The organism is Superficieibacter sp. 1612_C1 (assembly GCF_015234305.1).
GTDB lineage: Bacteria > Pseudomonadota > Gammaproteobacteria > Enterobacterales > Enterobacteriaceae > Superficieibacter.
On record NZ_JADGMI010000001.1, the window covers coordinates 1,216,101 to 1,238,472 of the forward strand.

Genomic DNA, 22,372 nt, shown 5'->3' on the forward strand with positions numbered 1-22,372 from the left:
ACTGCCGTTTGGCATTTCATTGGGCATATTGACTCACCATGACAAAACAACGCGCAACGCTTATCGGACTGATGGCTATAATCCTGTGGAGTACGATGGTGGGGCTTATTCGGGGAGTCAGTGAAGGTCTCGGTCCCGTAGGCGGTGCAGCAATGATTTACACCCTCAGCGGTCTTTTACTGCTGGTCACCGTCGGTTTTCCCGATATCCGCCGCTTCCCCCGGCGCTATCTTGTCGCAGGTAGCGTGCTGTTCGTGTGCTATGAAATTTGTCTTGCGCTGTCGCTGGGGTATGCAACCACGCGCCACCAGGCGATCGAAGCCGGGATGGTTAATTACCTGTGGCCAGGGCTGACTATTTTGTTCGCCATTCTGTTTAACGGCCAGCGTACAAATGGATGGATAATTCCCGGCCTGTTGTTGTGTATTATCGGCGTCGGCTGGGTATTGGGTGGAGATAATGGATTCAGTATTGACGATATTATCAGCAACGTTGTCTCCAGCCCCCTGAGCTATATTCTGGCATTTTGCGGCGCGATTATCTGGGCCGCTTACTGTACGGTAACCCGCAAATATGCCGCGGGAAATAACGGGATCACGCTGTTTATTTTGCTGACCGCGGTGACCTTATGGTTAAAATACGTGCTCTCTGAACAGCCGCCGATGCTCTTTAGCTGGCCGGTAACGCTCAGGCTCGGCCTGGTTGCTCTGGCGCTGGGTTTTGGCTATGCCGCGTGGAACGTCGGTATCCTGCACGGTAATGTGACCATTCTGGCGACCGCGTCCTATTTTACTCCGGTACTCTCTTCGGCACTGGCCGCCCTGTTGCTTAATGCATCCCTGTCATGGGCTTTCTGGCAGGGAGCCTGCATGGTCTGCGCAGGCTCCCTGCTAAGCTGGTATGCCACCCGCCAGCGTTAAGCTGGCGCTTTTTCTGCGTTTGCCAGACCAAACCAGATCCCGGCGGCCAGTAAGAGCAGCATGCCGCCGGCAGAGTACAACGCCACGCTGTGTGAGGTGATGAATGCCTCTCTGGCCGCGGCGATCAGCGCCTGGGCCATACCGTGATCCAGCGTTGCGGCAAGTTGGATCGCTTCTGCAATGGAAGACGTGGCCTGTCCGGCCTGCTCCGCCGTTAATCCGCCAGGCAGGGTGACTGACCCGGCATAGCTACGGCTGAGGATCACCCCGAAAAGCGCAATGCCCAGCCCGGCCCCGAGTTCATAAGCCATCGTTTCAATCGCCCCTGCTGCCGCCGCTTTCTCTTTCGGTGCCGCCGCCATAATGGCTGCCGTCGAGGCCAGTAAGGCGCTGGCGGCGCTGAATCCCAGCAGCGCCATCAGGCACCATGCCTGCCACGGCTGAGCGCTAAAGCTGGTCATCGACAACCCGAGAAAGCTCAGCGCGCTGAGCGTCATGCCTCCCGTCGCCACATAACGTAATCCCAGGCGTGAGACCAGAACGCCGGCAACAGGTCCGCTGAAACCACTCGCCACCATGACCGGCAGCATAAACAGTCCGGCGGCAAACGGTGTCATCCCGTGAACGAATTGCAGTTCCTGCGCCATCAGCAGTTCAAATCCCACCAGCGTTATCATTGCCGTCATCGCCATCACCACCCCGCTTAAAATAATGCGGTGCGTAAACAGGCTCAGGTCAATCATCGGCCGTACCGCCCGTAATTGCAGACGAATAAAAATGACCAGTAACGCCGCGCCCGCCACTAAAATCGCCAGTACGATACCGACGGCAAGCTGCCCTTTCATGCCGGTTTTAATGCCATAGACCAGCAGCAGGATCGCCGTAATCAGCACCAGCGCATGCGCCAGATCCAGCGGCTGCTCCCGACGACCGGCCTGACGCGGCAATAAATACGCGCCCAGCAGCAGCACGATCAGAATAATCGGCACGTTAATCAGGAATATCGCACTCCAGTGAAACTGCGCCAGCACCATCCCACCAATGAGCGGCCCGAATGCCGCGCCGCCTGAGCCGACGGCGGTCCAGATCCCCAGCGCGATATTGCGCTCACGTACCTGGGTAAAGGTGGTGCGGATCCCGGCAAGCGTCGCCGGGAGGATCATCGCCGCGCCCCCGGCCAGTAACACGCGGGTCATAATGAGCCACTCTGCGCTATGGGCAATGGCCGCCAGCATCGACGCCACGCCAAATAGTGCGCTACCCAGCATTAACAGCCGCTTATAGCCGATGCGATCACCCAGCGCGCCCATCGGCAATACCAGACCTGCCATCACCAGCGAGTAAATATCAATGATCCACAGCAGTTGATTACCGCTTGCGCCCAGCGTCACGCTCAGGGTGGGCGCGGCGACATGCAGTACCGTGGCATCAATCGCCACCGGAATATAAACCAGCACGATAATCACTAACGTCAGCCACTGACGAGACATACAAACATCCTCACATTTTAAAACTGGACAAATGTCCAACTTCGCCGATCCTACGGAAAGTTGAACGCTTGTCCAGCTTTTTTGATATTCTCTGATGCAGAGGATTTAGTGAGGAAAAAGAAGGCAATGAGCTATCTTAATCGCGAAGAACGCCGGGAGCATATTTTGCAGGCCGCGATGCGCGTGGCGCTGGATGACGGCTTTACCGCCATGACCGTCCGGCGTATTGCCAGCGAAGCAGGCGTGGCAACCGGCCAGGTGCACCATCATTTTACCTCCGGCGCGGAACTGAAATCGCTGGCCTTTATCCGCGTCATTCGCGCGCTGCTTGATGTGGATATCCTGCATGAGCAGGCTACCTGGCATCAGCAGCTTCACATGATGCTGGGTAGTAATGATGAACGGTTCGAAAAATACATCCGCCTGTGGCGAGAAGCGCAGATCCTCGCGGCCAAAGATGACGACATCAAAGGTGCCTACATCCTGACGATGGAAATGTGGCACGATGAAACGGTAAAAATTATTCATAAGGGCTGCCAGGCGGGTGAATTTACCCTCGCAGACAGCGCGGAAAATATTGCCTGGCGGCTGATTTCGCTGGTCTGCGGTCTGGACGGCATCGCGGTGCTGGGAATGGCAAGCCTCGATCAAACGGCCTTTGAACGCCATCTGGCAAAAATGATCACTCTGGAGCTGGGATAGATAATCTTTCTGCTCCACAGAAGCGTATTCTCAACGAATACCCCCCCCTCTTGCATGGACTGTTAATATTACGGAGATAAGATGCGCCAGAGAATAATTACCTGCCCGGTTATTCAAAACGACGGGCACTATTTGCTGTGTAAAATGGCTGCCGACCGCGGCGTGTTTCCTGGTCAATGGGCCTTGCCTGGCGGAGGAATGGAGCCAGGAGAAACCATAGAGGACGCTCTCAGGCGAGAAATTCGGGAAGAGCTGGGCGATGCGCTGGAGATTGTGGAGGTCAAACCCTGGGCTTTCCGGGATGATATCCGCATTAAACAGTACGCGGATGGCACCCGAGAAGAGATCTACATGATTTATCTTATCTTTGACTGCCTCAGTGCCAACCGGACCATTACCTTTAACGAGGAATTTCAGGAGATCGCCTGGGTCTCTCCTGACGTGATCAAAGAGATGGACCTCAACGACGCAACCAAAATCACATTCGCGCAAAAAGGGTTGCTATAGCCGTCTGATGTCACTCCCCAGCCGGGGAGTGACGCTGGCGTTGGCCGCGAAATAGGCTACTTCCCGGCCTGCGGATGAGTATCAAACCCGGCCATCACCGCCGTCAGAGCATCGAGGCTAAAACCGTAGCGGTGATCGTTCACCCCCAGCCCAAAACGCGTTTGTACAGTTTCATACAGGGCCGCGACATCCGGCAGCGTGAATTGCTCGACGGCGCGATCGTGCTGCCAGTGGGTAAAATGGAAATTGGTCAGCGTCAGCTTGCCGCCGTCAGGTAAATGACGGCACATCAGCAGATGATGCAGAAAATGCGATTGCGGCCAGTGGGCGGACCAGAAGTTACCCATCATAAAATCTGCAAGGTAGCACTCGGTAAGATCGAAACGATACATCGACTGCCAGCGCTCATGGTGCCAGAACTGTAAAATCCAGTCGCTCCCCTCCTGCTGTAACCGGTAACGACCGTGCGGCGTGCTTTGCTCAATGTCCGCCAGCAGGCGGATCGGCGCGGTCAGGGTCTGGCTGCCAAATCCGACATCGGCAATCCATAATTCGTCCTCCAGCTCCACCAGCAGTAGCCGGTGGGTGCGCGGCGGCATTTGCGGCGGAGTAGCCAGCACCACCCGTCCGAGCAGGCTGCGCACGCGAAAGCCAATCTCCGCCAGCGCCCGCTCAAACAGACCGTTTTGTTCGAAACAGTAGCCACCCCGCCGGGCGGTGACCAGTTTATCTTCCAGCGATTGCTCATCGAGCAGGATCTCGCCTGGCAGAAGCACATCAAGATTTTCAAAGGGAATGGTACAGTTATGCTGCAAATGCACTGCCCGCAGCGTTTCAATGTTAACGTCAGGGACTTCTTCCCACGCCAGTCGGGATAAATACGCGTGCAAAAACGGGGTCATGAAAGGCTCCGGCAAAATACGTTTACCCCTTTATACCCTGAATTATTTTTTACGGCGGCGAATTTGTGCGATCGCAGGCCGCTCCCGGCGCTGCATCAATGCCATTGCGCCAGACATCAACCCCAGCCCGGTGATCAGGGTCAGCGTCGCCATCGCCATTCCCTGACCGGGAGAGCCCTGCTCGAACTGCCGCCAGATAAACACCGCCACCGTCTGCGTTCCCGCTGGCGCAAGCAGCAATGACGTCACCAGCTCACGCGAGGCGATAGCAAACACCATCAGCATGGCGGCCAGCATCGCCGGGAATACCAGCGGCAGGACAATCAACCGCAGCGCCTGAAGCGAAGACGCACCGTGCACCCGGGCCGCTGGCTCCAGATTGCCACCCAGCTGGCGCAGCGCGCTGCCAACATAGCGTACCGGCCACGGCAACAGCAGGCAGCAATAAGAAAGCAGCAAAATCGCCCAGGTGTTGTAGGGGGAAACGGGCCAGAAAGCGCGGTTCCAGAGCAGGATCAGCCCCACGCCGACCACAATTCCCGGCAGCGCGGCGGGCATCAGTGAAAGCGCATCAATCAGACTACGTCCTTTGATCTTCTGCACCACCACCAGCCAGGCGGCCAGCAGCCCCACCAGTCCGGTGACGAGTGCCGCGCAAAATGCCAGTGACAGACTGGTGCCCAGAGCCGAAAGCGCATCGCCCTGCTGGCTGAATAATGCCGCATAGTGTGACAACGTCACGTTATCCCAGGATACGCCTCCGGAGAGTGTGGCCATCATCCCTGTCAGCGCCATCGACATACCCGGCAAACCTACCGCCAGTAACCCAACCACACTCATCGCGGTGATAATGGGGATCATAAACCCGCCCGGATGCGCACCGTTGTTTTCCGCGGGCTTACCGGTAATACTGGTCACGTCTTTATCGCCCACCAGCCGACGTTGTAGCCACCAGCCGCCCAGCGCCACGGCAATTAACACCAGCGACAGCAAGGACGCGCCGGGAAGATCGATGGGCCAGTCCGCCAGTTTTTTCTCAATGCCGACCGTGAGCATCACCACGCCTGCCCGTGAACCGAGTGCGGCGGGCACCCCATACTCTTCGATGGCCAGCGTAAAGGCGAGCAGCATTCCTGCCGCCAGCGCCGGAGACACCATCGGCAAGGTAATATGCCAGAAAGCCCGCCACGCGGTCGCGCCATGAACCCGCCCCACCAGCGCAAGACGCTGTCCGCTGGCCAGCAAACTGCGCGACACGGCAAAATAAACCACCGGAAAAATATTCAGCGTCATCACCAGAATAATTCCGCTGCGGCTGAACAGCAGATCGTTGAGGTTAATGCCGGTAAACTGCTGAAGATATCCCTGCGTTTGCAGCACCAGCATCCACGAAAGTGCGGCAATATACGGCGGCGTCAGAAACGGGATTAAAAATAAAACATCCCACAGTTTCGCCAGCGGTAGCCTGAACATCCCACGTGCGACGCCCAACGGCAGGCCAATCAAGGCGCTGAATATCGCCACCCCGGCGGCAATCGTCAGCGTTCCGCCCAGCATGGCGGGCAGTTGTGGGTCATCCAGCAGCGGGGAAACGCCCGCAAAGGCATCCTGCCACACACCGCTGCTGAAATGGGGAAAGATCGCCTGCAAAATAATAAACAGCAGCGGTAAGGCAACCAGCAGCACGAGCATCGCCAGCGTAAAGGCCGGAATGAGTTTTTGTTTCACCAGTCTGTCCTGCGGGCGGGGTCGCCCCCGCCGATAGCGTTATTGCGCGAAGAGTTTATTGAAGCGGGTGAGAACGCGGCTACGTTCACTGCTGCCGTCACTGGTGGTGGGCAGGATTTTCAGTTCATCCAGGAGCGGACGTTTTGCTTTAACATCGCTGCGGGCAGGCATCAGCCAGGCATCTGCCACCAGCGTCTGACCTTCCGGTGACAGTACATAGTCGATAAAACCTTTGGCCTCATCCACCTGTTTGCTGGTTTTAAGGATCATCATTGGGCGCGGCGCAATTACCGTTCCGCTGGCCGGAAAAATCACCTTCAGCGACTCACCCTGACTGATATTGCCATAAGAGACATAATCCACTGCGCCAAAGACTGCCGCTTTGGCTCCCTGCATGACCGGCGTTACCGCCTGCGCATTTGGCCCGCTGACCACCATGCCGTTGTTTTTCAGCGCGTCAAACAGGCTCCAGGCTTTTTCACCCATGCCGTTTTGCAGACCGATCAGCAGATCCAGCGAGGCCCCCGACAGCGCCGGATCCGGCGTCGTAACCTTATCTTTAAATGCCGGACCGGTCAGATCCTGCCACTCTTTCGGCTCCGGTGTACCGCTCTTGCTATTCCAGACGATGCCCAGCGCCGATACGCCCTGGGCGATAAAATCAGCCGATTTAAGATTTGCCGGCACGTTAACGGCATTAGCACTCTGATAGGGCAGCAGCCAGCCGCGCTGATGCAGATCTTCCGCCGTATCCCATGAGGCAGAAATCAGAATATCGGCCTGCGGGTTGGCCTGTTCCGCTTCCAGCCGGGCCATCACTTTACCGGTGGTGGCCTGAAAAATATTCACCTTCACGCCGGTTTTCTTTTCGTAACCGCTGGCAAGATTTTTCGCCAGCGTACCTGGTCCGGCGGTATATACCGTCAGCGCATGAGCGCTGGAAATCATGGCAGATGACAACATAATGGCTAACACAACTCCTTTCTTAACGGCTAGTACGGATGTCATACGGCTTCCCCTGAGGATGAAGTAACTGAACGAATGGCGGCAATACTGCCGCCAGAAAGATGCACAATGCGGTCCGCCAGCAGTTCTGCTTCACGACGGTCATGGGTGACGTAAACTGCCGTGGTACCCAACTGGCGCAATAGCTGACTCATTTCCAGGCACAGCGACTCACGAAGTTCGCTATCGAGGTTGGAAAGCGGTTCGTCAAACAGCAGCACGCGCGGTTCGGCGACAATGGCGCGTGCCAGCGCCACCCGCTGCTGTTGACCGCCTGACAGTCCGGCAGGTTTCCGCCCGGCAAACGCCGCCAGCCCCACCCGTTGCAATGCCTGCTCAACCCGACGTTCACGTTCTGCGCGTGAAACACCGCGCATACGCAGCGGAAAGGCGACATTCTGCGCCACCGTCATATGCGGCCACAGGGCGTAGTCCTGGAACACCATACCGATATCCCGCGCTTCCGGAGGTAACGACCATCCCCGTTTAGCCACCCGCCGTTCGCCGAAGAAGATTTCGCCGTCGGCGGGCTGGGTCAGCCCGGCCAGTAAACGTAAAAGCGTGCTTTTGCCGCAGCCGGAAGGCCCGAGTAGCGCCACAATGCTGCCGGGGTCAATATGCAGGTCGATCTGATTGAGCACGGTTTGCGTGCCGAAGGCGAAGGAAACGCCTCGCAGAGAGATTGAGGTGAATGCGTGCATCAGCGCCCTCCCGTTACGGACAGCGTGATAATCCCTGCGGTCAACACCCGCCGGGCCGCACTCACCTGTGAGAAACACAGGGGAGCCATCATATTGTTATCCTCTTTGGGACTTTATCTGGCGATGACTATAGGGGGAGTGCGTGACGGTGAGATGACAGTTTGATGGCGATTTAGTGGTGGCGGGAGGGTGATAATGCCGGGTGGCGGCTTCGCCTTACCCGGCCTGTAAAACTCACAATATCAGAGAGTTATAGAGAAACCGTAGGCCCGGTAAGCGCAGCGCCACCGGGCATCTGAGGTAAAGCGCTAATGCACATACCGGGCATTATGGTCACATACTGTAGCCCGGTTTTTTAATCAACTCGTCCATGTGTGGGGCAATTTCACTGTCCCAGACCTGCTGCCATTTTTCCGGTTCAACCTGATTAAGTGCCACCGAGATCGACTGCTCCTTACTTTGCAGATGACGAATAATCACTTCGGTAATATCCGCGGCCAGCGCCGATTTCTGCTCGTCGTTCAAATCTCGGGGAAAGCATTTGATATCAATGTGTGGCATGGTCTTCTCCTTTTGCAATGGACCTTAACGCTAGCATAAAAAACCCGCTGCGATTTATCATTACGCCGACTCGCGCTCGATCAGATGAAAGCCGATATCCACAATACTCTCGTCCTGTCCAACGCCTTCGATACGGTCGGCCAGCAGCGTGGCGGCGCGACAGCCAATCGCCCGGCGATCCACACTGACCGTGGTGATCGCCGGCCGGTTACTGGCGGCAAAATCCAAATCGCCAAAGCCAATCACCGCCAAATCGCCAGGCACGCTCATGCCCCGGCTTTCCGCTTCCATAATCGCCCCCTGCGCCAGGGTATCGGAGCTACAGACAATGACGTCATAGTCATCCTGCGCCAGAAGCGCCGTCAGCCCACTGCGTCCCAGCGCCAGTGACGCAGGCAGCGGGACGTCAACTTGTCCCGGTTCGCTGATGCCGTGGCGGCTCAGCACCTCGCACAGCCCGCGTTTACGCTGCGCGGCACGCTGGTCACCGGCCCACAATAATCCAGGCCGACGATAGCCTTTGCGGTAAAGATATTCCCCGGTAGCGATACCAATCTTCTCGTGAGAAAACCCCACCAGCATATCCAGCGGCGTCGGGGTGAGATCCCAGATCTCCACCACCGGAATGGCAGCGTTAAGAATGATTTTCTTCAGTTCTGGCGAATGATGAATACCGGTCAGCACCACGCCATCTGGCCGGCGGGATAACAGTGTGGAAACCAGCTCGGACTCCGTTTGCTGCGTATAACCCGCCACGCACAGCAGCATGTGATAACCGCGCAACGCCAGTTCGTCACTCAGCGTCTGAATGGTATCGACAAACATATTGTTGTTGATTTGCGGCACCACCACGGCAATCAGCCTGCTGCGCCGGGAGGCCAGCCCCCCCGCCAGCGCGTTGGGAATATAGCCGGTGACCCGCACCGCCTGTAGGACTTTTTCTACCGTTTTCGGGCGCACCAGATGCGGCGTATTCAGCGCTCGGCTGACCGTCATTGAGGATAACCCCGCCGTGCGGGCAACATCATCGAGCGTCGGCGCGCGCGTCAGTTTCGAACTTTTCACCACAAAGCCCTTTTAAGGATCGTTGTTATCGTCACGGCATTATTCATGATGCTCCGTCCCATTGCCAGACGCCGCCCGATTTTAACCACAAATCAACCTGTTACCTGTTTTATGCCTCTGATAAATGTTATCGCTATCATTACAGGTTGGGCATTTTCACATACACTTCTGGAATGTGATAGTAGTTATAAAAATAGCGCCATTTTCGCCGTTATTTGTGATCTGTTGTACATAAACGCAGCATAACGCTGGCAACCTTCTCCCGCCAGAGATAAAAATGTTAGCGCAAACATTTTAATTCATCAGGAGAAAAAAATGACCGCAAGTGCCAATTCCGATGCTGTCTCCTACACCCGCGTGTCGGGGGTCAAAACCGCCGCTGAAACCGGCGACCGGATAGAATGGGTAAAACTGTCGCTGGCATTCCTGCCGCTGGCGACGCCAGTTAGCGACGCAAAAGTGCTGACCGGACGCCAGAAACCGCTGACTGAAGTGGCGATCATCATTGCCGAAATCCGCAGCCGCGACGGCTTTGAAGGCGTTGGCTTCAGCTATTCAAAACGGGCGGGCGGCCAGGGGATTTATGCGCACGCTAAAGAAATTGCCGATAACCTGCTGGGCGAAGATCCCAACGACATCGACAAAATCTACACTAAATTGCTGTGGGCTGGCGCATCCGTAGGCCGCAGTGGTATGGCGGTGCAGGCCATCTCCCCTATCGATATTGCGCTGTGGGATATGAAAGCCAAACGCGCCGGACTGCCGCTGGCAAAATTGCTTGGTGCACACCGCGACTCCGTTCAGTGCTACAACACCTCCGGCGGTTTCCTGCACACGCCGCTGGATCAGGTGCTGAAAAACGTGGTGATTTCCCAGGAGAATGGCATCGGCGGCATCAAAATTAAAGTGGGTCAGCCGAACACGGCCGAAGATATTCGTCGCCTGACGGCGGTACGCGAAGCGCTGGGAGATGATTTCCCGTTGATGGTGGATGCTAACCAGCAGTGGGATCGCGAAACGGCAATCCGCATGGGCCGTAAAATGGAGCAGTTTAATCTGATCTGGATCGAAGAGCCGCTGGACGCTTACGATGTTGAAGGTCACGCACAGCTGGCTGCTGCCCTGGATACGCCGATTGCCACCGGGGAAATGCTGACCAGCTTCCGTGAGCATGAGCAGTTAATCCTCGGCAACGCCAGCGATTACGTTCAGCCGGATGCACCGCGCGTTGGTGGTATCTCGCCGTTCCTGAAGATTATGGATCTCGCCGCCAAACATGGCCGCAAGCTGGCTCCGCACTTCGCCATGGAAGTCCACCTGCATCTCTCCGCCGCCTACCCGCTGGAGCCGTGGCTGGAGCATTTCGAATGGCTGAACCCATTGTTCAATGAGCAACTGGAGTTACGCGACGGAAGGATGTGGATCTCTGAGCGTCACGGTCTTGGTTTCAGCATCAGCGAACAGACCCGCCGCTGGACACAGCTCACCTGTGAGTTTGGTAAACGCCCTTAATTTTAACGACAGGCGGGAATAATCTTCCCGCTCCTCTACCCTACAAAATAAAACTCAACCCTGTTAAGGAGTTGGTAATGACGGCACTTATTCAACGCACCAGAGTGCGTTACGGAATATTGTTATTTTTATTTTTGGCTACCGTATTTAATTATGCTGACCGCGCCACGCTTTCCGTGGTTGCGCCCATTATGAGTAAAGAGTTAGGTTTTGATGCGGAGGATTTAGGTCTCGCATTTTCGGTATTTGGTATCTCCTACGTTATTATGCAAATCCCCGGCGGCTGGTTGCTGGATAAATATGGCTCAAGGCTGGTCTATGGCACGGCACTGATTGCCTGGTCACTGATTACCATGTTTCAGGGGACGATTTTTTTGTTCGCCAGTCCGCTGATGGTGCTGGTGATCCTGCGTCTGATGATGGGAGCCATCGAAGCGCCAGCGTTTCCAGCTAACAGTCGTTTAAGCGTTCAGTGGTTTCCTAATAAAGAGCGCGGTTTTGTCACCTCGGTTTATCAGGCAGCGCAGTATATCTCTTTGGGTATTATCACCCCGCTGATGACGATTATTCTGCATAACCTGAGCTGGCATTTTGTCTTTTATTATATTGGTGCCATCGGCGTCGTGCTGGGGATATTCTGGTTAATTAAAGTCAGAGATCCACTGCACCATCCGAAAATTAACCAGCAGGAAATGGACTATATTCGTGACGGCGGCGGAGAGCCGACTCTTGGCACCAAAAAAGACCAGCCAAAGCTTACCCTCGCGCAAATTAAAAGCGTCTGCGTCAACCGGATGATGATCGGAGTATATATCGGTCAGTTCTGCGTAACGTCGATTACCTGGTTTTTTCTTACCTGGTTCCCGACCTACCTGTATGAAGCTAAAGGCATGTCGATTCTGAAAGTCGGCTTTGTCGCCAGTATCCCGGCAATAGCGGGATTTATTGGCGGTTTGCTCGGCGGTATCTTTTCCGACTGGCTGCTCAAACGCGGCTACAGCCTGACCACCGCGCGCAAATTTCCGGTGATTTGCGGCATGCTGCTCTCCTGCGTCATCGTCGTCGCCAACTACACCTCCTCGGAAGTGGTGGTGATCGGCGCAATGAGCCTGGCGTTCTTTGCCAAAGGTTTCGGCAATCTGGGCTGGTGCGTGCTCAGCGACACGTCGCCAAAAGAAGTGCTGGGGATCGCCGGTGGGGTGTTTAACATGTGCGGCAATATGGCAAGTATCGTCACACCGCTGGTGATCGGCGTGATCATCGCCAACACCCACTCCTTTGACTACGCCATTTTGTACGTGGGTTCGATGGGACTGATCGGCCTGATCTCTTACCTGTTTATTGTTGGCCCGTTGGATCGTATTACCTTAACGCCATCGGCCGCCCGATCCTGATATGGCGACCTTTCGCCACGCTGTTCCGGGACTGAACTCTCCGGAACAGCGCTTTTTTTGCCTTAGTAGGTGATCCCCGGCGGGTTAATCTCCGAAGCCGCTACTTCTTCCCCCTGCTCCCCCCAACGCGCCAACACCTGCTGATACTCACCGCGCGCAATCGCCCCGTCCAGCGCTGCCTGTAGCGCATTCACCAGACCGTTGCCTTTTTTCGTGGTTGTCGCTACATAGGCTTTTTTCGGTCCCAGCCCCACGACGCGAGTTTTGCCGGTTAGCGCCGCTTTATAGGAAGCCACGGACTGCGGACCAAAATTCACGTCCGCACGCCCGGACTGAATATACAGATTGCCCGAAGCGTCATCGGTAAGGTAAACGGGCTGAGCGGGTTGACGCCCGGCCTTAGCGTTTTCCGCATTCCAGCCGAGCAGAATGCGCTCCTGATTGGTGCCGGAGCCCACAATGACTTTCTTACCTGCCAGATCTTCCGCTTTGCTGATGGTTTTAATCGGGCTGGTGGATTTTACCGAAAACGCCAGGCGGTCGACACGGTAGGTCGCAAAATCAAACTTCTCTTTGCGCTGCTCGGTCACGGCAATATTGACCAGCGCCACGTCATAACGCCCGGAAGCGATCCCCAGCGGCCAGTCCTCCCACGCCACCGGCACCAGCCTCAACTTCAGGCCCAGCGCCCCCGCCAGCAGGCGGGCAATATCCGGATCGCTACCAATACGGGTGCGGTTGTCGCTGGCAAGCAGCGCCAGCGGCGGCGAGTTCAGCGCAGAGATAGCCACCGTCAGCGTGCCCGGCTCCACAAAGTGATAGCTGGCCGGGATTTTAGCGACAGCATTGTCATCCCGCGTCACCGGCAGCGGTTTCTCATTGGCCTGAAGATCCAGCGCTTCCTGTGCAAAAACACAGGCGCTTAACGTTAACAGCGCCAAAAGCATATATTTCATTAGAGTACCTTCGATAAAAACTGACGGGTGCGCGGATGCTGCGGCTGGTTAAGCACCTGCTCGCTGCTGCCCTGCTCGACGATTTTGCCATCAACCATAAACACCACCTGATCCGCCACTTCGCGGGCGAAACCTATTTCGTGGGTAACGACCACCAGCGTGGTGCCGGAACGGGCGAGCTTTTTGATAACGTCCAGCACTTCGCCCACCAGTTCAGGATCCAGCGCTGAAGTTGGCTCATCAAATAACATTACCCGTGGACGCAACGCCAGCGCGCGGGCGATAGCAATCCGCTGCTGTTGGCCGCCAGACAGATGACGCGACCACGCATCGGCCTTGTCGCGCAACCCCACCACATCCAGCAGTTCATAAGCTCGTTGTACGGCGTCCCTGCGGCTCAAGCGCCGATGGGCCACCGGCGCTTCAATCAAGTTTTCCAGCACCGTCAGATGGGGAAATAAATTAAAGTTCTGAAAGACGTAGCCGACGTTGACCCGCTGACGCAGGATCTCTTTTTCCTTTAGTTCATATAGCTTGTCGCCCTGTAGGCGATAGCCGATATAGTCGCCGTCGATCTGGATAAACCCTTCATCAACGCGTTCCAGATGATTAATGGTGCGTAATAGCGTTGATTTTCCTGACCCGGACGGTCCGAGGATCACCGTCACCGTCCCCGGCGGAATATCGAGTGAGACATCATCCAGCGCTTTATGCCGGCCAAAATATTTACTGACGCCAGTAATGGAGATATGACCTTCAGGAGAGATGGGCATGAGCAGGCTCCGGTGATTGTGCAACGGGGGTAGCGGAAACGGTGCGCGACGTGCGCGCGGGATTAATAGCTGAACGCCGCTCGCTGCGCGCCAGCCAGCGCTCGACCAGATGCTGGATCAGCGACAGCACGCTAGTGATCGCCAGATACCACACTGCCCCTACCATCAGCAGCGGGATCACTTCCTGCGTGCGGTTGTAGATCATCTGGATGGTATAGAAGAGCTCCGGCATCGCCAGCACATAAACCATCGCAGTCCCCTTGGCGAGACTGATGATTTCATTGAAACCGGCAGGCAGGATCGTGCGCAGCGCCTGCGGCAGAATAATACGCACCGTGCGCCGCCAGGCCGGAAGACCCAGCGCGGCCGCCGCTTCATATTGACCATGATCGACACCGAGGAAACCGCCGCGAATAATCTCTGCGGTATAGGCGCTTTGCACTAGCGTCAGGCCCACCACGGCGGTAGAAAACTGGCCCAGCACGTTAATGGTTTCATACTGCCCCCAGTTGATGCTGGTGAAGGGGATGCCAAGGGACAAGGTGTCGTACAGATAGGAAAAGTTATACAAAATAATCAGCACCACAATCAGCGGCAGCGAACGGAACAGCCAGATATAGCTCCATGCCAGGCTGTTAAGCAGCCAGGAGGAAGAAAGCCTTGCCAGCGCCAGCACGCCGCCAAATAGTACGCTTAATACGGTACCAATCAGGGTCAGCAGCAGCGTTTGCCCCAGCCCTTCGAGGATCACCGGGTCAAAGAACCAGCGGGCGAAAACCGCCCACTCCCAGCGCGGATTAAAGGCGACAGATTGGATCACTACCGCCAGCACAAACAGGGCAACGACAGCGCCCACCGTACGTAGCGGATAGCGGGCAGGCACCACTTTAATTGTTTCTGAGCTTTTCATACTGACTCCTCAGGCGCTTTTACTCAGGCTGGCCGATAATACTTTGGTGAAGCGCAGCCGCCCGTCATAAGGCGGCAGGCTGTACTCGTGCGGATCGCGATTTACATCGAACTGCGGCGCGTAACCCTGGCGGAGATAAAGTCTGACCGCCTCCGGCTGGCGAAATCCGGTGGTCAGATAGAGATGGCTGTAGCCCGCCAGCTGCGCCCGGCACTCCAGTTCCTGCACCACCCGTGCCGCCAGCCCTTGCTGGCGCAACGCGCTGTGCGTCCAGATGCGTTTGATCTCGGCGGTGCTGGCGTCGAAAGGTTTATACGCGCCGGTAGCGATGATCTCCCCATTACGTTCCAGTACGATAAACAGCCCCTGCGGCGGCAGATACCATTCGGTCAGTTCCACTTCCGCATCGCGGGAAAAATAATTGCCATAGCGCGCGGCGTATTCGGCAAATAGCCCTTCAATAATGGGCTGAAGTTCAGGTGCCTCCGGTGAGAGGACGCGGAATCGATCGCTCATCGTTCGCTCCTTAGTCGCCCAGACCCGCTGGGTTGATTTCCGATTGCGGGATGCGCTCAATGCTCTCCCCCCAACGTTTCAGGACCTTGTCGTAATCCCCGCTCTGGATCGCGCCATTAAGCGCGGTCTGTACCGGTTCAACCAGGCCGCTGCCTTTTTTCAGCGTCACCGCAATATGCGCCGCCTTCGGCCAGCCGCCGTCCACGCTGCCCACCAGCCGGGTTTTTCCGGTTAACTCCGCCTTCCATGCACCAATCACGTTCGGGCCAAAGAAGGCATCCGCCCGGCCCGACTGGATCGCCAGCGTTTGCGCTGCGTCGTCTTTGGTATAAACCGGGGTAAAAGGCTTCAGTCCCTTCTTCAGATTGGCTTCGTTCCATGCCAGTAAAATCGATTCCTGATTGGTGCCGGAGCCGACGATAATCCGCAATTCGGGAATATCCTCCGCTTTCTCAATCCGCTTGATGGGACTGGTGGATTTGACGTAAAAGCCGAGCGAATCTTTGCGATAGGTCGCAAAGTCAAACTTCTCCTTACGTTCTTTAGTAACGGTAATATTGCTGATCGCGGCATCATATTTGCCTGAAGTTACGCCGAGCGGCCAGTCTTCCCACGACGTGGGCACGACGTTCAGTTCCAGGCCAAGGCTGTCGGCGACCAGACGGGCAATATCTACTTCGCTGCCGAGCAGCGTTTTATTATCATCAGCAAACACCGTCAGCGGCGGCGAGTTAAGCGCGGCCACCGCCACGGTGAATTTCCCCGGCACGGCGAAATGATAATCTTTCGGCAACAGGGCGATGGCCCGCGAGTTTTTCACGGTGTGAACCGGCGTTTTATTTGCTTCCAGACTGACGCCGGTACCATTTATGGTCACCTCCTTTGCCAGAGCAACGGAACTCGACGCCAGCGCGAGCGCCAGAACAAGCGATGTTTTCTGCATAGCACTGTCTCTTATTATTGTGTGAACTGATTGGCGGGCAGGCTCAGGCCAAAGCTCTCGCGCAGCGTGTTGCCGGGGTAGTCCTGACGGAACAGGCCGCGCGTCTGTAAAATCGGCACCACGCGATCAACAAAGCGTGGGAAGGTATCGGGCGTGCCACCCTGAATAATAAAACCGTCCGCCCCGCGCGCCTCAAACCAGTGCTGTAGCCCATCGGCCACTTCCTGGGCGGTGCCGGAGAAACGCGGGCGCGGGCTGGCGGCTTCCAGCGCGACCTGACGCAGCGTCAATTGACGCTCGCGGGCGTTGCGTTTGATTTCATCGGTCGTGCTGCGAAAGCTGTTCTGACCGAGATCGCCGATGTCCGGGAAGGGGGCGTCCAGCGGATACTGGCTGAAGTCGTGATGTTCGAAATAGCGCCCAAGATAGTTAAGCGCATCGTTAATCGTGACCAGCGCGGCGGTGGTCTGATACTGCTGCTCCACATCGTCGGCATCGTCGCCGATAATAACGCTCACGCCCTGGAAAATATGCAGCGCGTCCGGGTGACGGTCATACCCTTCCAGTTGATGCTTTACATCCTGGTAAAACGCCTGCGCTTCTTCCAGCGTTTCATGATGGGTGAAAATAGCGTCCGCGTGACGTGCCGCCAGCTTTTTGCCATCTTCCGACGCCCCAGCCTGAAAGATAATCGGTCGGCCCTGCGGAGTACGGCCAATATTCAACGGTCCGGCGACCTGGAAAAAATCGCCGTGATGGTTAAGGGTGTGCAGCTTCGATGGGTCAAAAAATTGCCCGCTCTTTTTATTGCGCACAAAGGCGTCCTCTTCCCACGAATCCCATAATCCCTTCACCACGTCGAGATATTCATCGGCAATGCGGTAGCGCAGCGCGTGTTCCGGATGCTGAGCACGGGAGAAATTTTTCGCCGATCCCTCCAGCGGCGAGGTCACTACGTTCCAGCCCGCGCGACCGTTGCTGAGATGATCGAGGCTGGCAAACTGGCGGGCAGTGGTAAAAGGCTCGCTGTAGGAGGTGGAAATCGTCCCCACCAGTCCCAGATGCCGGGTGATGCTTGCCAGCGCGGAAAGCACGGTCAGTGGCTCAAAACGGTTAAGAAAATGCGGGATCGATTTTTCATTAATATATAAACCGTCGGCGACAAATAAAAAGTCGAGTTTCCCCTCTTCCGCTTTTAATGCCGTCTGCTTTACGAATTCAAAATTGATGCTGGAGTCTGCTAGCGCCGCCGGATGACGCCAGGCTGACATATTTCCCGACGCGCCGTGTAAAATAGTGCCAAGACGTAGTTGCCGTTTAGCGGACATAATTACCCCTTCCCCTGCTTAGAAATAAGTTAGATATGATGTAATGCCTGTTCCGCCAGCGCGGCAAAATAGTGTGCCGCGGGCGCGATCAGCGCTTCGTCCGGGTTAAATGCCGGATGATGCAGACCGAATTCGCTGGCGCTGCCGATACTGACAAACGCGCCGGGAATGTGCTGGAGATAGACGGCGAAATCTTCACCGCCCATATGCAGATCTGCATAGCTGGTGTGATAGCCGGATCGTTCTGCGACCTCATGCGTAAATGTTGCCCAGCGCTCGTCGTTAACCAGCGCCGTCGGCCCGGCGTACCAAATCACATCGATTTGCGCGCCGAATGCTTGGGCAAACCCGGCGGCGATCTCGCTGACTCGCGCCTTCACGCGCTGCTGAACCTCTATACGGTGAGTACGCAGCGTGCCCTCCAGCTCTACGCTCTCCGGCAGCACATTCCAGGTATTGCCGCCCTGAATGCGCGTGACGCTCAGCACCACGGAATCCAGCGTATTGACTTCACGGCTAGCGACGCTCTGTAGTGCAGTCACCAGTTGGCTGGCAAGCAGGATCGCATCGCGACCTTCGTGCGGTCGCGCGGCGTGCGCGCCTTTACCTGTCACGCGGATCACGAAACGATCAACATTGGCATAGAAAGCCCCGCCGCGGGTTGCGAAATGGCCCACCGGCAGGCCAGGTTCATTATGCATGCCGAAAATTGCCGAGATACCGTCCAGCACGCCTGCGCGGATCAATGCCTTCGCGCCGCCAAAATTTTCCTCAGCGGGCTGAAAGAGAACGCGCACCCGGCCCGGTAATTCGGCTTCTTTCTCTTTCAGCAGCAGCGCCGCGCCAAGCATCACGCTGGTGTGTACGTCATGGCCGCAGGCGTGCATCACGCCCGTATTCTGCGAACGGAACGGTAGGCTGCTCACTTCATCAATCGGCAGCGCATCAATATCTGCCCTCAACGCAATGGCTTTCTCCCCGTGACCAATCTCTGCCACCACGCCAGTTTTGAGATCGTATGGCAGCAGGCGGATACCGCCGCTCTGTAGCCAGTCCCGTAGTCTGGCGGTGGTCGCCACTTCTTCGAGAGAAAGTTCAGGGTGCTGGTGGAGTTCGCGCCGCCAGTCAATTAACTGCTGGCTAAAACTCATGGCAGCACCTCATCCGCGGTTCGTGCTTCCGCCAGCAGGCGCAGCGAGTTAATGCGCGCATCGCCTTCGGCGACGGGCGTATCAATAATAAATTCATCAATCGCAAACTCAGCGTGCAGCGCATTAAGGCGATCGACAACCTGCTCCGCCCTCCCGTGAAGTAGCGAAGAAGCGCGACGGGCGATGTGTACCGGCGGGCTTCCGGCCTGACGCGCAAAGGCGAGCGCCTGCGCCTCGCTGCTGACGGTCACGCGCTGGCCGTTTTCCAGCTCCACGCCCCAGGCTTCCACCTGCTCCGCCAGTTTCGCCGCACGGGCGCTATCGTCAGCGACAATCGCCTGCACCGCGACAATCACCGGACGGCGGCTCAGGGCGCGCCAGCCGGTAATTACTTCACGTAATAACGCTATATCACCGTTAAGATGAGCGGCAAAAACAAAATCCCAGTCCAGCGATGCCGCCAGCCGCGCACTCTGCACGCTGGCACCCAGCAGAAAACCCTGCGGCCGCTGCGGCGGGACTGGCGTTGCCAGTACGCTTGCCTCATCTTCCGCTCCGGTGAGCGACAGCCAGTTATCCAGTTGCGCCAGCTGATCGTCAAAACGCCCTTTTTGTGCCGGGTCCACCGCCTGCTGGAGCGCGCGGGTAGAATTAGGCAGACCGCCTGGCGCTTTACCGACGCCCAAATCCACCCGCCCCGGCGCGATGGACGCCAGCAGGTTAAAGTTTTCCGCCACTTTATACGGGCTGTAGTGTTGCAGCATCACGCCACCGGAACCGACGCGAATGTGGCGGGTTTGCCCGAGAATCCAGGCGATAACCAGCTCCGGCGACGGGCTTGCCAGTTGGCCAGTATTATGATGCTCGGCTATCCAGAAACGATGGTAGCCCCACGCTTCAGCATGTTGCGCCAGTGTTAAAGTGCGAGTTAGCGCCTGAGTGGCGTTTTCTCCCTCCGCCAGTGGACTCTTATCCAGGATGCTCAATTGATAGGACATTTTGCAGGCTCATGTTCAAGGACATACCTGCATTATTAAAATCCCGCGCCGCTGATGAGAAACAATTTATTTACATTTGTACTACTGAAAAACAGAAATACCCCCCGCGCCTTCCCGGTGAGCGCAGGCTGATCTTCGGGAAGTTAACGTTTTTTCTCACTGAATCGGCGTCATAATGCAGAAAACGCGTTGTTGCTGACGCGGTTCACCTATACAGCGGAAGATTGCCTCCACGTTCTTCCCATCTTCGCAGACCATTACGTTTTTCAACGGCTGGCTGGCTTTACGGCATCGTTCAGATGAGTGTAGGATGCTTCGCCCCCTCCGGTGTTATCTCTACATCAGAATAATGAGAAGGACCGGACGGCATGCCTGGAAAGGCATCGGCAATCCTTGCAGGATTTGGACAGGAAAAACAGGAAAATACATGAACACAACACATCACACGTCGGCGGAGCAGCGCGCTGCCAAACGCCGGTGGTTGAACTCGCATGAAGAGGGATACCACAAAGCGATGGGCAACCGTCAGGTACAGATGATCGCTATCGGCGGCGCTATCGGCACCGGTTTGTTTTTAGGGGCTGGAGCCCGTTTGCAAATGGCCGGGCCTTCGTTGGCAATCGTCTATCTGGTTTGCGGCATCTTCTCTTTCTTTATTCTACGTGCACTGGGCGAACTGGTGCTCCATCGTCCCTCCAGCGGCAGTTTCGTTTCATATGCGCGCGAGTTTCTCGGGGAAAAAGCGGCTTACGTGGCGGGCTGGATGTACTTCGTCAACTGGGCGATGACCGGTATCGTCGATATCACCGCCGTGGCGCTGTATATGCATTACTGGGGCGCGTTTGGTGATGTGCCACAGTGGGTGTTTGCCCTCGGTGCGCTGGCCATTGTCGGCACCATGAACATGATCGGCGTGAAATGGTTCGCCGAAATGGAGTTCTGGTTTGCGCTGATCAAAGTGCTGGCCATTGTGATCTTCCTTGTCGTCGGCACCGTGTTTCTCGGCAGCGGCAAACCGCTGGATGGCGGCGCAACAGGCTTTCACTTAATCACCGATAACGGTGGCTTCTTCCCGCACGGCCTTCTGCCCGCGCTGGTGCTGGTACAGGGCGTGGTCTTCGCCTTTGCCTCTATTGAGCTGGTAGGAACGGCGGCGGGTGAATGTAAAGATCCGCAGACGATGGTGCCAAAAGCGATCAACAGCGTGATCTGGCGTATCGGCCTGTTCTACGTGGGTTCGGTGGTACTGCTGGTGCTGCTGCTGCCGTGGAACGCCTACCAGGCGGGGCAAAGCCCGTTTGTCACCTTCTTCTCAAAGCTCGGTGTGCCGTATATCGGCAGCATTATGAATGTTGTGGTGCTGACGGCGGCGCTTTCCAGTCTTAATTCAGGTCTGTATAGCACCGGGCGCATTTTGCGTTCGATGTCGATGGGCGGGTCCGCGCCGAAGTTTATGTCGAAAATGAGCCGCCAGCATGTGCCTTACGCCGGTATTCTGGCAACGCTGTTCATCTATGTGATCGGGGTGTTCCTGAACTATCTGGTGCCATCGCAGGTGTTTGAGATTGTGCTTAACGTCGCGTCGCTGGGCATTATTGCGTCGTGGGGATTCATCGTGGTCTGCCAGATGCGCCTACGCAAGGCAATTAACGAAGGAAAAACGCCTGACGTCGGCTTTAAAATGCCCGGCGCACCGTTCACCTCCTGGCTCACCCTGCTGTTCCTGCTGAGCGTGCTGGTGCTGATGGCGTTTGATTACCCGAATGGCACGTACACCATCGGTTCCATTCCGCTGATTGCCGTGCTGCTGGTCGCAGGATGGTTTGGCGTGCGTAAACGCGTGCAGGCGATCCACAGCCTTGCACCGGGCAATGAAACGCTAACAAAATAATGTGAATATCCGCGTTGCCAGCCCTGGCAACGCATTTTGCCGGGTGGCGGCTTCGCCTTACTCGGCCTACAAAACTCACAATATCAGCGATTTACATCACAATCGTAGGCCCGGTAAGCGCAGCGCCACCGGGCATCCGGGGTACGCCGCTGGGCCCATACCGGATAATGCCGGGTGGCGGCTTCGCCTTACCCGGCCTACAAAATTCACAATATCAGCGCTTTACATCATAACCGTAGGCCCAGTAAGCGCAGCGCCACCGGGCAGCCGGGATACGGCGCTGGGCCCATACCGGACAATGCCGGGTGGCGGCTTCGCCTTACCCGGCCTACAAAATCCACAATATCAGCGCCTTACATCATAACCGTAGGCCCGGTAAGCGCAGCGCCACCGGGCATCCGGGGTACGGCGCTGGGCTC

General features: G+C 56.5%; 19 protein-coding genes and 1 pseudogene. 6 read left to right on the plus strand and 14 right to left on the minus strand.

The window, feature by feature from the left end:
* Positions 1–38: 38 nt before the first annotated feature.
* A complete protein-coding gene (yddG, locus tag INT84_RS05835) occupies positions 39–920 on the plus strand; it encodes an aromatic amino acid DMT transporter YddG (protein WP_194205989.1) in 882 nt (293 codons plus the stop codon).
* Here the strand turns inward: yddG and INT84_RS05840 are convergent.
* The gene (locus tag INT84_RS05840; protein ID WP_194205990.1) at positions 917–2,410 is read right to left on the minus strand and encodes a SmvA family efflux MFS transporter; all 1,494 of its coding nucleotides are present in this window, start codon (positions 2,408–2,410) and stop codon (positions 917–919) included. The genes yddG and INT84_RS05840 overlap by 4 nt on opposite strands.
* A gap of 126 nt (positions 2,411–2,536) precedes the next feature.
* On the opposite strand from INT84_RS05840, the gene INT84_RS05845 reads away from it, so the two are divergent.
* Together INT84_RS05845 and nudI are read left to right on the plus strand one after the other, a co-directional pair.
* Positions 2,537–3,112, plus strand: a complete 576-nt coding sequence (locus INT84_RS05845) for a TetR family transcriptional regulator (protein WP_194205991.1) — start codon at positions 2,537–2,539, stop codon at positions 3,110–3,112.
* 81 nt (positions 3,113–3,193) lie between these two features.
* Complete coding sequence (gene nudI / locus INT84_RS05850; RefSeq protein ID WP_194205992.1) at positions 3,194–3,619, plus strand: nucleoside triphosphatase NudI; 426 nt, start codon at positions 3,194–3,196, stop codon at positions 3,617–3,619.
* Positions 3,620–3,675: 56 nt separating this feature from the next.
* Here the strand turns inward: nudI and nhoA are convergent, their stop codons facing one another.
* From nhoA to INT84_RS05880, 6 genes are all read right to left on the minus strand, one after another.
* Positions 3,676–4,521 (minus strand): N-hydroxyarylamine O-acetyltransferase, encoded by an 846-nt coding sequence (gene nhoA, locus INT84_RS05855; RefSeq protein WP_194205993.1) that lies wholly within the window; start codon positions 4,519–4,521, stop codon positions 3,676–3,678.
* A 42-nt stretch (positions 4,522–4,563) separates the two neighbouring features.
* Positions 4,564–6,213: an iron ABC transporter permease gene (locus INT84_RS05860; RefSeq protein ID WP_194206125.1), complete on the minus strand. Its 1,650-nt coding sequence runs from the start codon at positions 6,211–6,213 to the stop codon at positions 4,564–4,566.
* Between the two features lie 75 nt (positions 6,214–6,288).
* Complete coding sequence (locus INT84_RS05865) at positions 6,289–7,257, minus strand: ABC transporter substrate-binding protein (protein WP_194205994.1); 969 nt, start codon at positions 7,255–7,257, stop codon at positions 6,289–6,291.
* Positions 7,254–7,955, minus strand: a complete 702-nt coding sequence (locus INT84_RS05870; protein ID WP_194205995.1) for an ABC transporter ATP-binding protein — start codon at positions 7,953–7,955, stop codon at positions 7,254–7,256. The genes INT84_RS05865 and INT84_RS05870 overlap by 4 nt, the downstream gene beginning before the upstream one ends.
* Positions 7,956–8,288: 333 nt before the next feature.
* Complete coding sequence (gene pptA / locus INT84_RS05875; protein ID WP_194205996.1) at positions 8,289–8,516, minus strand: tautomerase PptA; 228 nt, start codon at positions 8,514–8,516, stop codon at positions 8,289–8,291.
* 60 nt (positions 8,517–8,576) lie between these two features.
* Entirely contained in the window at positions 8,577–9,581 is a 1,005-nt protein-coding gene (locus INT84_RS05880; protein WP_194205997.1) for a LacI family DNA-binding transcriptional regulator, read from the minus strand.
* A 315-nt stretch (positions 9,582–9,896) separates the two neighbouring features.
* On the opposite strand from INT84_RS05880, the gene INT84_RS05885 reads away from it, so the two are divergent.
* Positions 9,897–11,093 (plus strand): L-talarate/galactarate dehydratase, encoded by a 1,197-nt coding sequence (locus tag INT84_RS05885; protein WP_194205998.1) that lies wholly within the window; start codon positions 9,897–9,899, stop codon positions 11,091–11,093.
* Between the two features lie 77 nt (positions 11,094–11,170).
* Entirely contained in the window at positions 11,171–12,487 is a 1,317-nt protein-coding gene (locus INT84_RS05890; protein ID WP_194205999.1) for an MFS transporter, read from the plus strand.
* Between the two features lie 62 nt (positions 12,488–12,549).
* Here INT84_RS05890 and INT84_RS05895 read toward each other — a convergent pair whose 3' ends face one another.
* The 7 genes and pseudogenes from INT84_RS05895 to INT84_RS05930 all read right to left on the minus strand — a co-directional run bounded on the left by INT84_RS05895 (position 12,550) and on the right by INT84_RS05930 (position 20,062).
* Entirely contained in the window at positions 12,550–13,443 is an 894-nt protein-coding gene (locus INT84_RS05895) for a transporter substrate-binding domain-containing protein (protein WP_194206000.1), read from the minus strand.
* The gene (locus INT84_RS05900; RefSeq protein WP_194206001.1) at positions 13,443–14,216 is read right to left on the minus strand and encodes an amino acid ABC transporter ATP-binding protein; all 774 of its coding nucleotides are present in this window, start codon (positions 14,214–14,216) and stop codon (positions 13,443–13,445) included. The genes INT84_RS05895 and INT84_RS05900 overlap by 1 nt, the downstream gene beginning before the upstream one ends.
* Positions 14,200–15,126, minus strand: a complete 927-nt coding sequence (locus INT84_RS05905) for an amino acid ABC transporter permease (protein ID WP_194206002.1) — start codon at positions 15,124–15,126, stop codon at positions 14,200–14,202. Before INT84_RS05905 ends, INT84_RS05900 begins: the two co-directional genes overlap by 17 nt.
* Positions 15,127–15,135: 9 nt before the next feature.
* Complete coding sequence (locus tag INT84_RS05910; RefSeq protein ID WP_194206003.1) at positions 15,136–15,642, minus strand: GNAT family N-acetyltransferase; 507 nt, start codon at positions 15,640–15,642, stop codon at positions 15,136–15,138.
* A 10-nt stretch (positions 15,643–15,652) separates the two neighbouring features.
* A pseudogene (locus INT84_RS24155) lies at positions 15,653–17,913 on the minus strand (NtaA/DmoA family FMN-dependent monooxygenase).
* Between the two features lie 29 nt (positions 17,914–17,942).
* Complete coding sequence (locus INT84_RS05925) at positions 17,943–19,064, minus strand: amidohydrolase (RefSeq protein ID WP_194206006.1); 1,122 nt, start codon at positions 19,062–19,064, stop codon at positions 17,943–17,945.
* Positions 19,061–20,062, minus strand: a complete 1,002-nt coding sequence (locus tag INT84_RS05930) for an MsnO8 family LLM class oxidoreductase (protein ID WP_194206007.1) — start codon at positions 20,060–20,062, stop codon at positions 19,061–19,063. The genes INT84_RS05925 and INT84_RS05930 overlap by 4 nt, the downstream gene beginning before the upstream one ends.
* A gap of 427 nt (positions 20,063–20,489) precedes the next feature.
* Here INT84_RS05930 and ansP point away from each other — a divergent pair, with 427 nt between their 5' ends.
* Positions 20,490–21,953: an L-asparagine permease gene (ansP, locus tag INT84_RS05935; protein ID WP_194206008.1), complete on the plus strand. Its 1,464-nt coding sequence runs from the start codon at positions 20,490–20,492 to the stop codon at positions 21,951–21,953.
* Positions 21,954–22,372 lie beyond the last annotated feature (419 nt).

Bases quoted from the DNA above. Each gene is read 5' to 3' on its own strand.
- yddG (WP_194205989.1), top strand. From the start codon at position 39: ATGACAAAACAACGCGCAACGCTTATCGGACTGATGGCTATAATCCTG.
- INT84_RS05840 (WP_194205990.1), bottom strand. From the start codon at position 2,410: ATGTCTCGTCAGTGGCTGACGTTAGTGATTATCGTGCTGGTTTATATT.
- INT84_RS05845 (WP_194205991.1), top strand. From the start codon at position 2,537: ATGAGCTATCTTAATCGCGAAGAACGCCGGGAGCATATTTTGCAGGCC.
- nudI (WP_194205992.1), top strand. From the start codon at position 3,194: ATGCGCCAGAGAATAATTACCTGCCCGGTTATTCAAAACGACGGGCAC.
- nhoA (WP_194205993.1), bottom strand. From the start codon at position 4,521: ATGACCCCGTTTTTGCACGCGTATTTATCCCGACTGGCGTGGGAAGAA.
- INT84_RS05860 (WP_194206125.1), bottom strand. From the start codon at position 6,213: ATGCTCGTGCTGCTGGTTGCCTTACCGCTGCTGTTTATTATTTTGCAG.
- INT84_RS05865 (WP_194205994.1), bottom strand. From the start codon at position 7,257: ATGACATCCGTACTAGCCGTTAAGAAAGGAGTTGTGTTAGCCATTATG.
- INT84_RS05870 (WP_194205995.1), bottom strand. From the start codon at position 7,955: ATGCACGCATTCACCTCAATCTCTCTGCGAGGCGTTTCCTTCGCCTTC.
- pptA (WP_194205996.1), bottom strand. From the start codon at position 8,516: ATGCCACACATTGATATCAAATGCTTTCCCCGAGATTTGAACGACGAG.
- INT84_RS05885 (WP_194205998.1), top strand. From the start codon at position 9,897: ATGACCGCAAGTGCCAATTCCGATGCTGTCTCCTACACCCGCGTGTCG.
- INT84_RS05890 (WP_194205999.1), top strand. From the start codon at position 11,171: ATGACGGCACTTATTCAACGCACCAGAGTGCGTTACGGAATATTGTTA.
- INT84_RS05895 (WP_194206000.1), bottom strand. From the start codon at position 13,443: ATGAAATATATGCTTTTGGCGCTGTTAACGTTAAGCGCCTGTGTTTTT.
- INT84_RS05900 (WP_194206001.1), bottom strand. From the start codon at position 14,216: ATGCCCATCTCTCCTGAAGGTCATATCTCCATTACTGGCGTCAGTAAA.
- INT84_RS05905 (WP_194206002.1), bottom strand. From the start codon at position 15,126: ATGAAAAGCTCAGAAACAATTAAAGTGGTGCCTGCCCGCTATCCGCTA.
- INT84_RS05910 (WP_194206003.1), bottom strand. From the start codon at position 15,642: ATGAGCGATCGATTCCGCGTCCTCTCACCGGAGGCACCTGAACTTCAG.
- INT84_RS05925 (WP_194206006.1), bottom strand. From the start codon at position 19,064: ATGAGTTTTAGCCAGCAGTTAATTGACTGGCGGCGCGAACTCCACCAG.
- INT84_RS05930 (WP_194206007.1), bottom strand. From the start codon at position 20,062: ATGTCCTATCAATTGAGCATCCTGGATAAGAGTCCACTGGCGGAGGGA.
- ansP (WP_194206008.1), top strand. From the start codon at position 20,490: ATGAACACAACACATCACACGTCGGCGGAGCAGCGCGCTGCCAAACGC.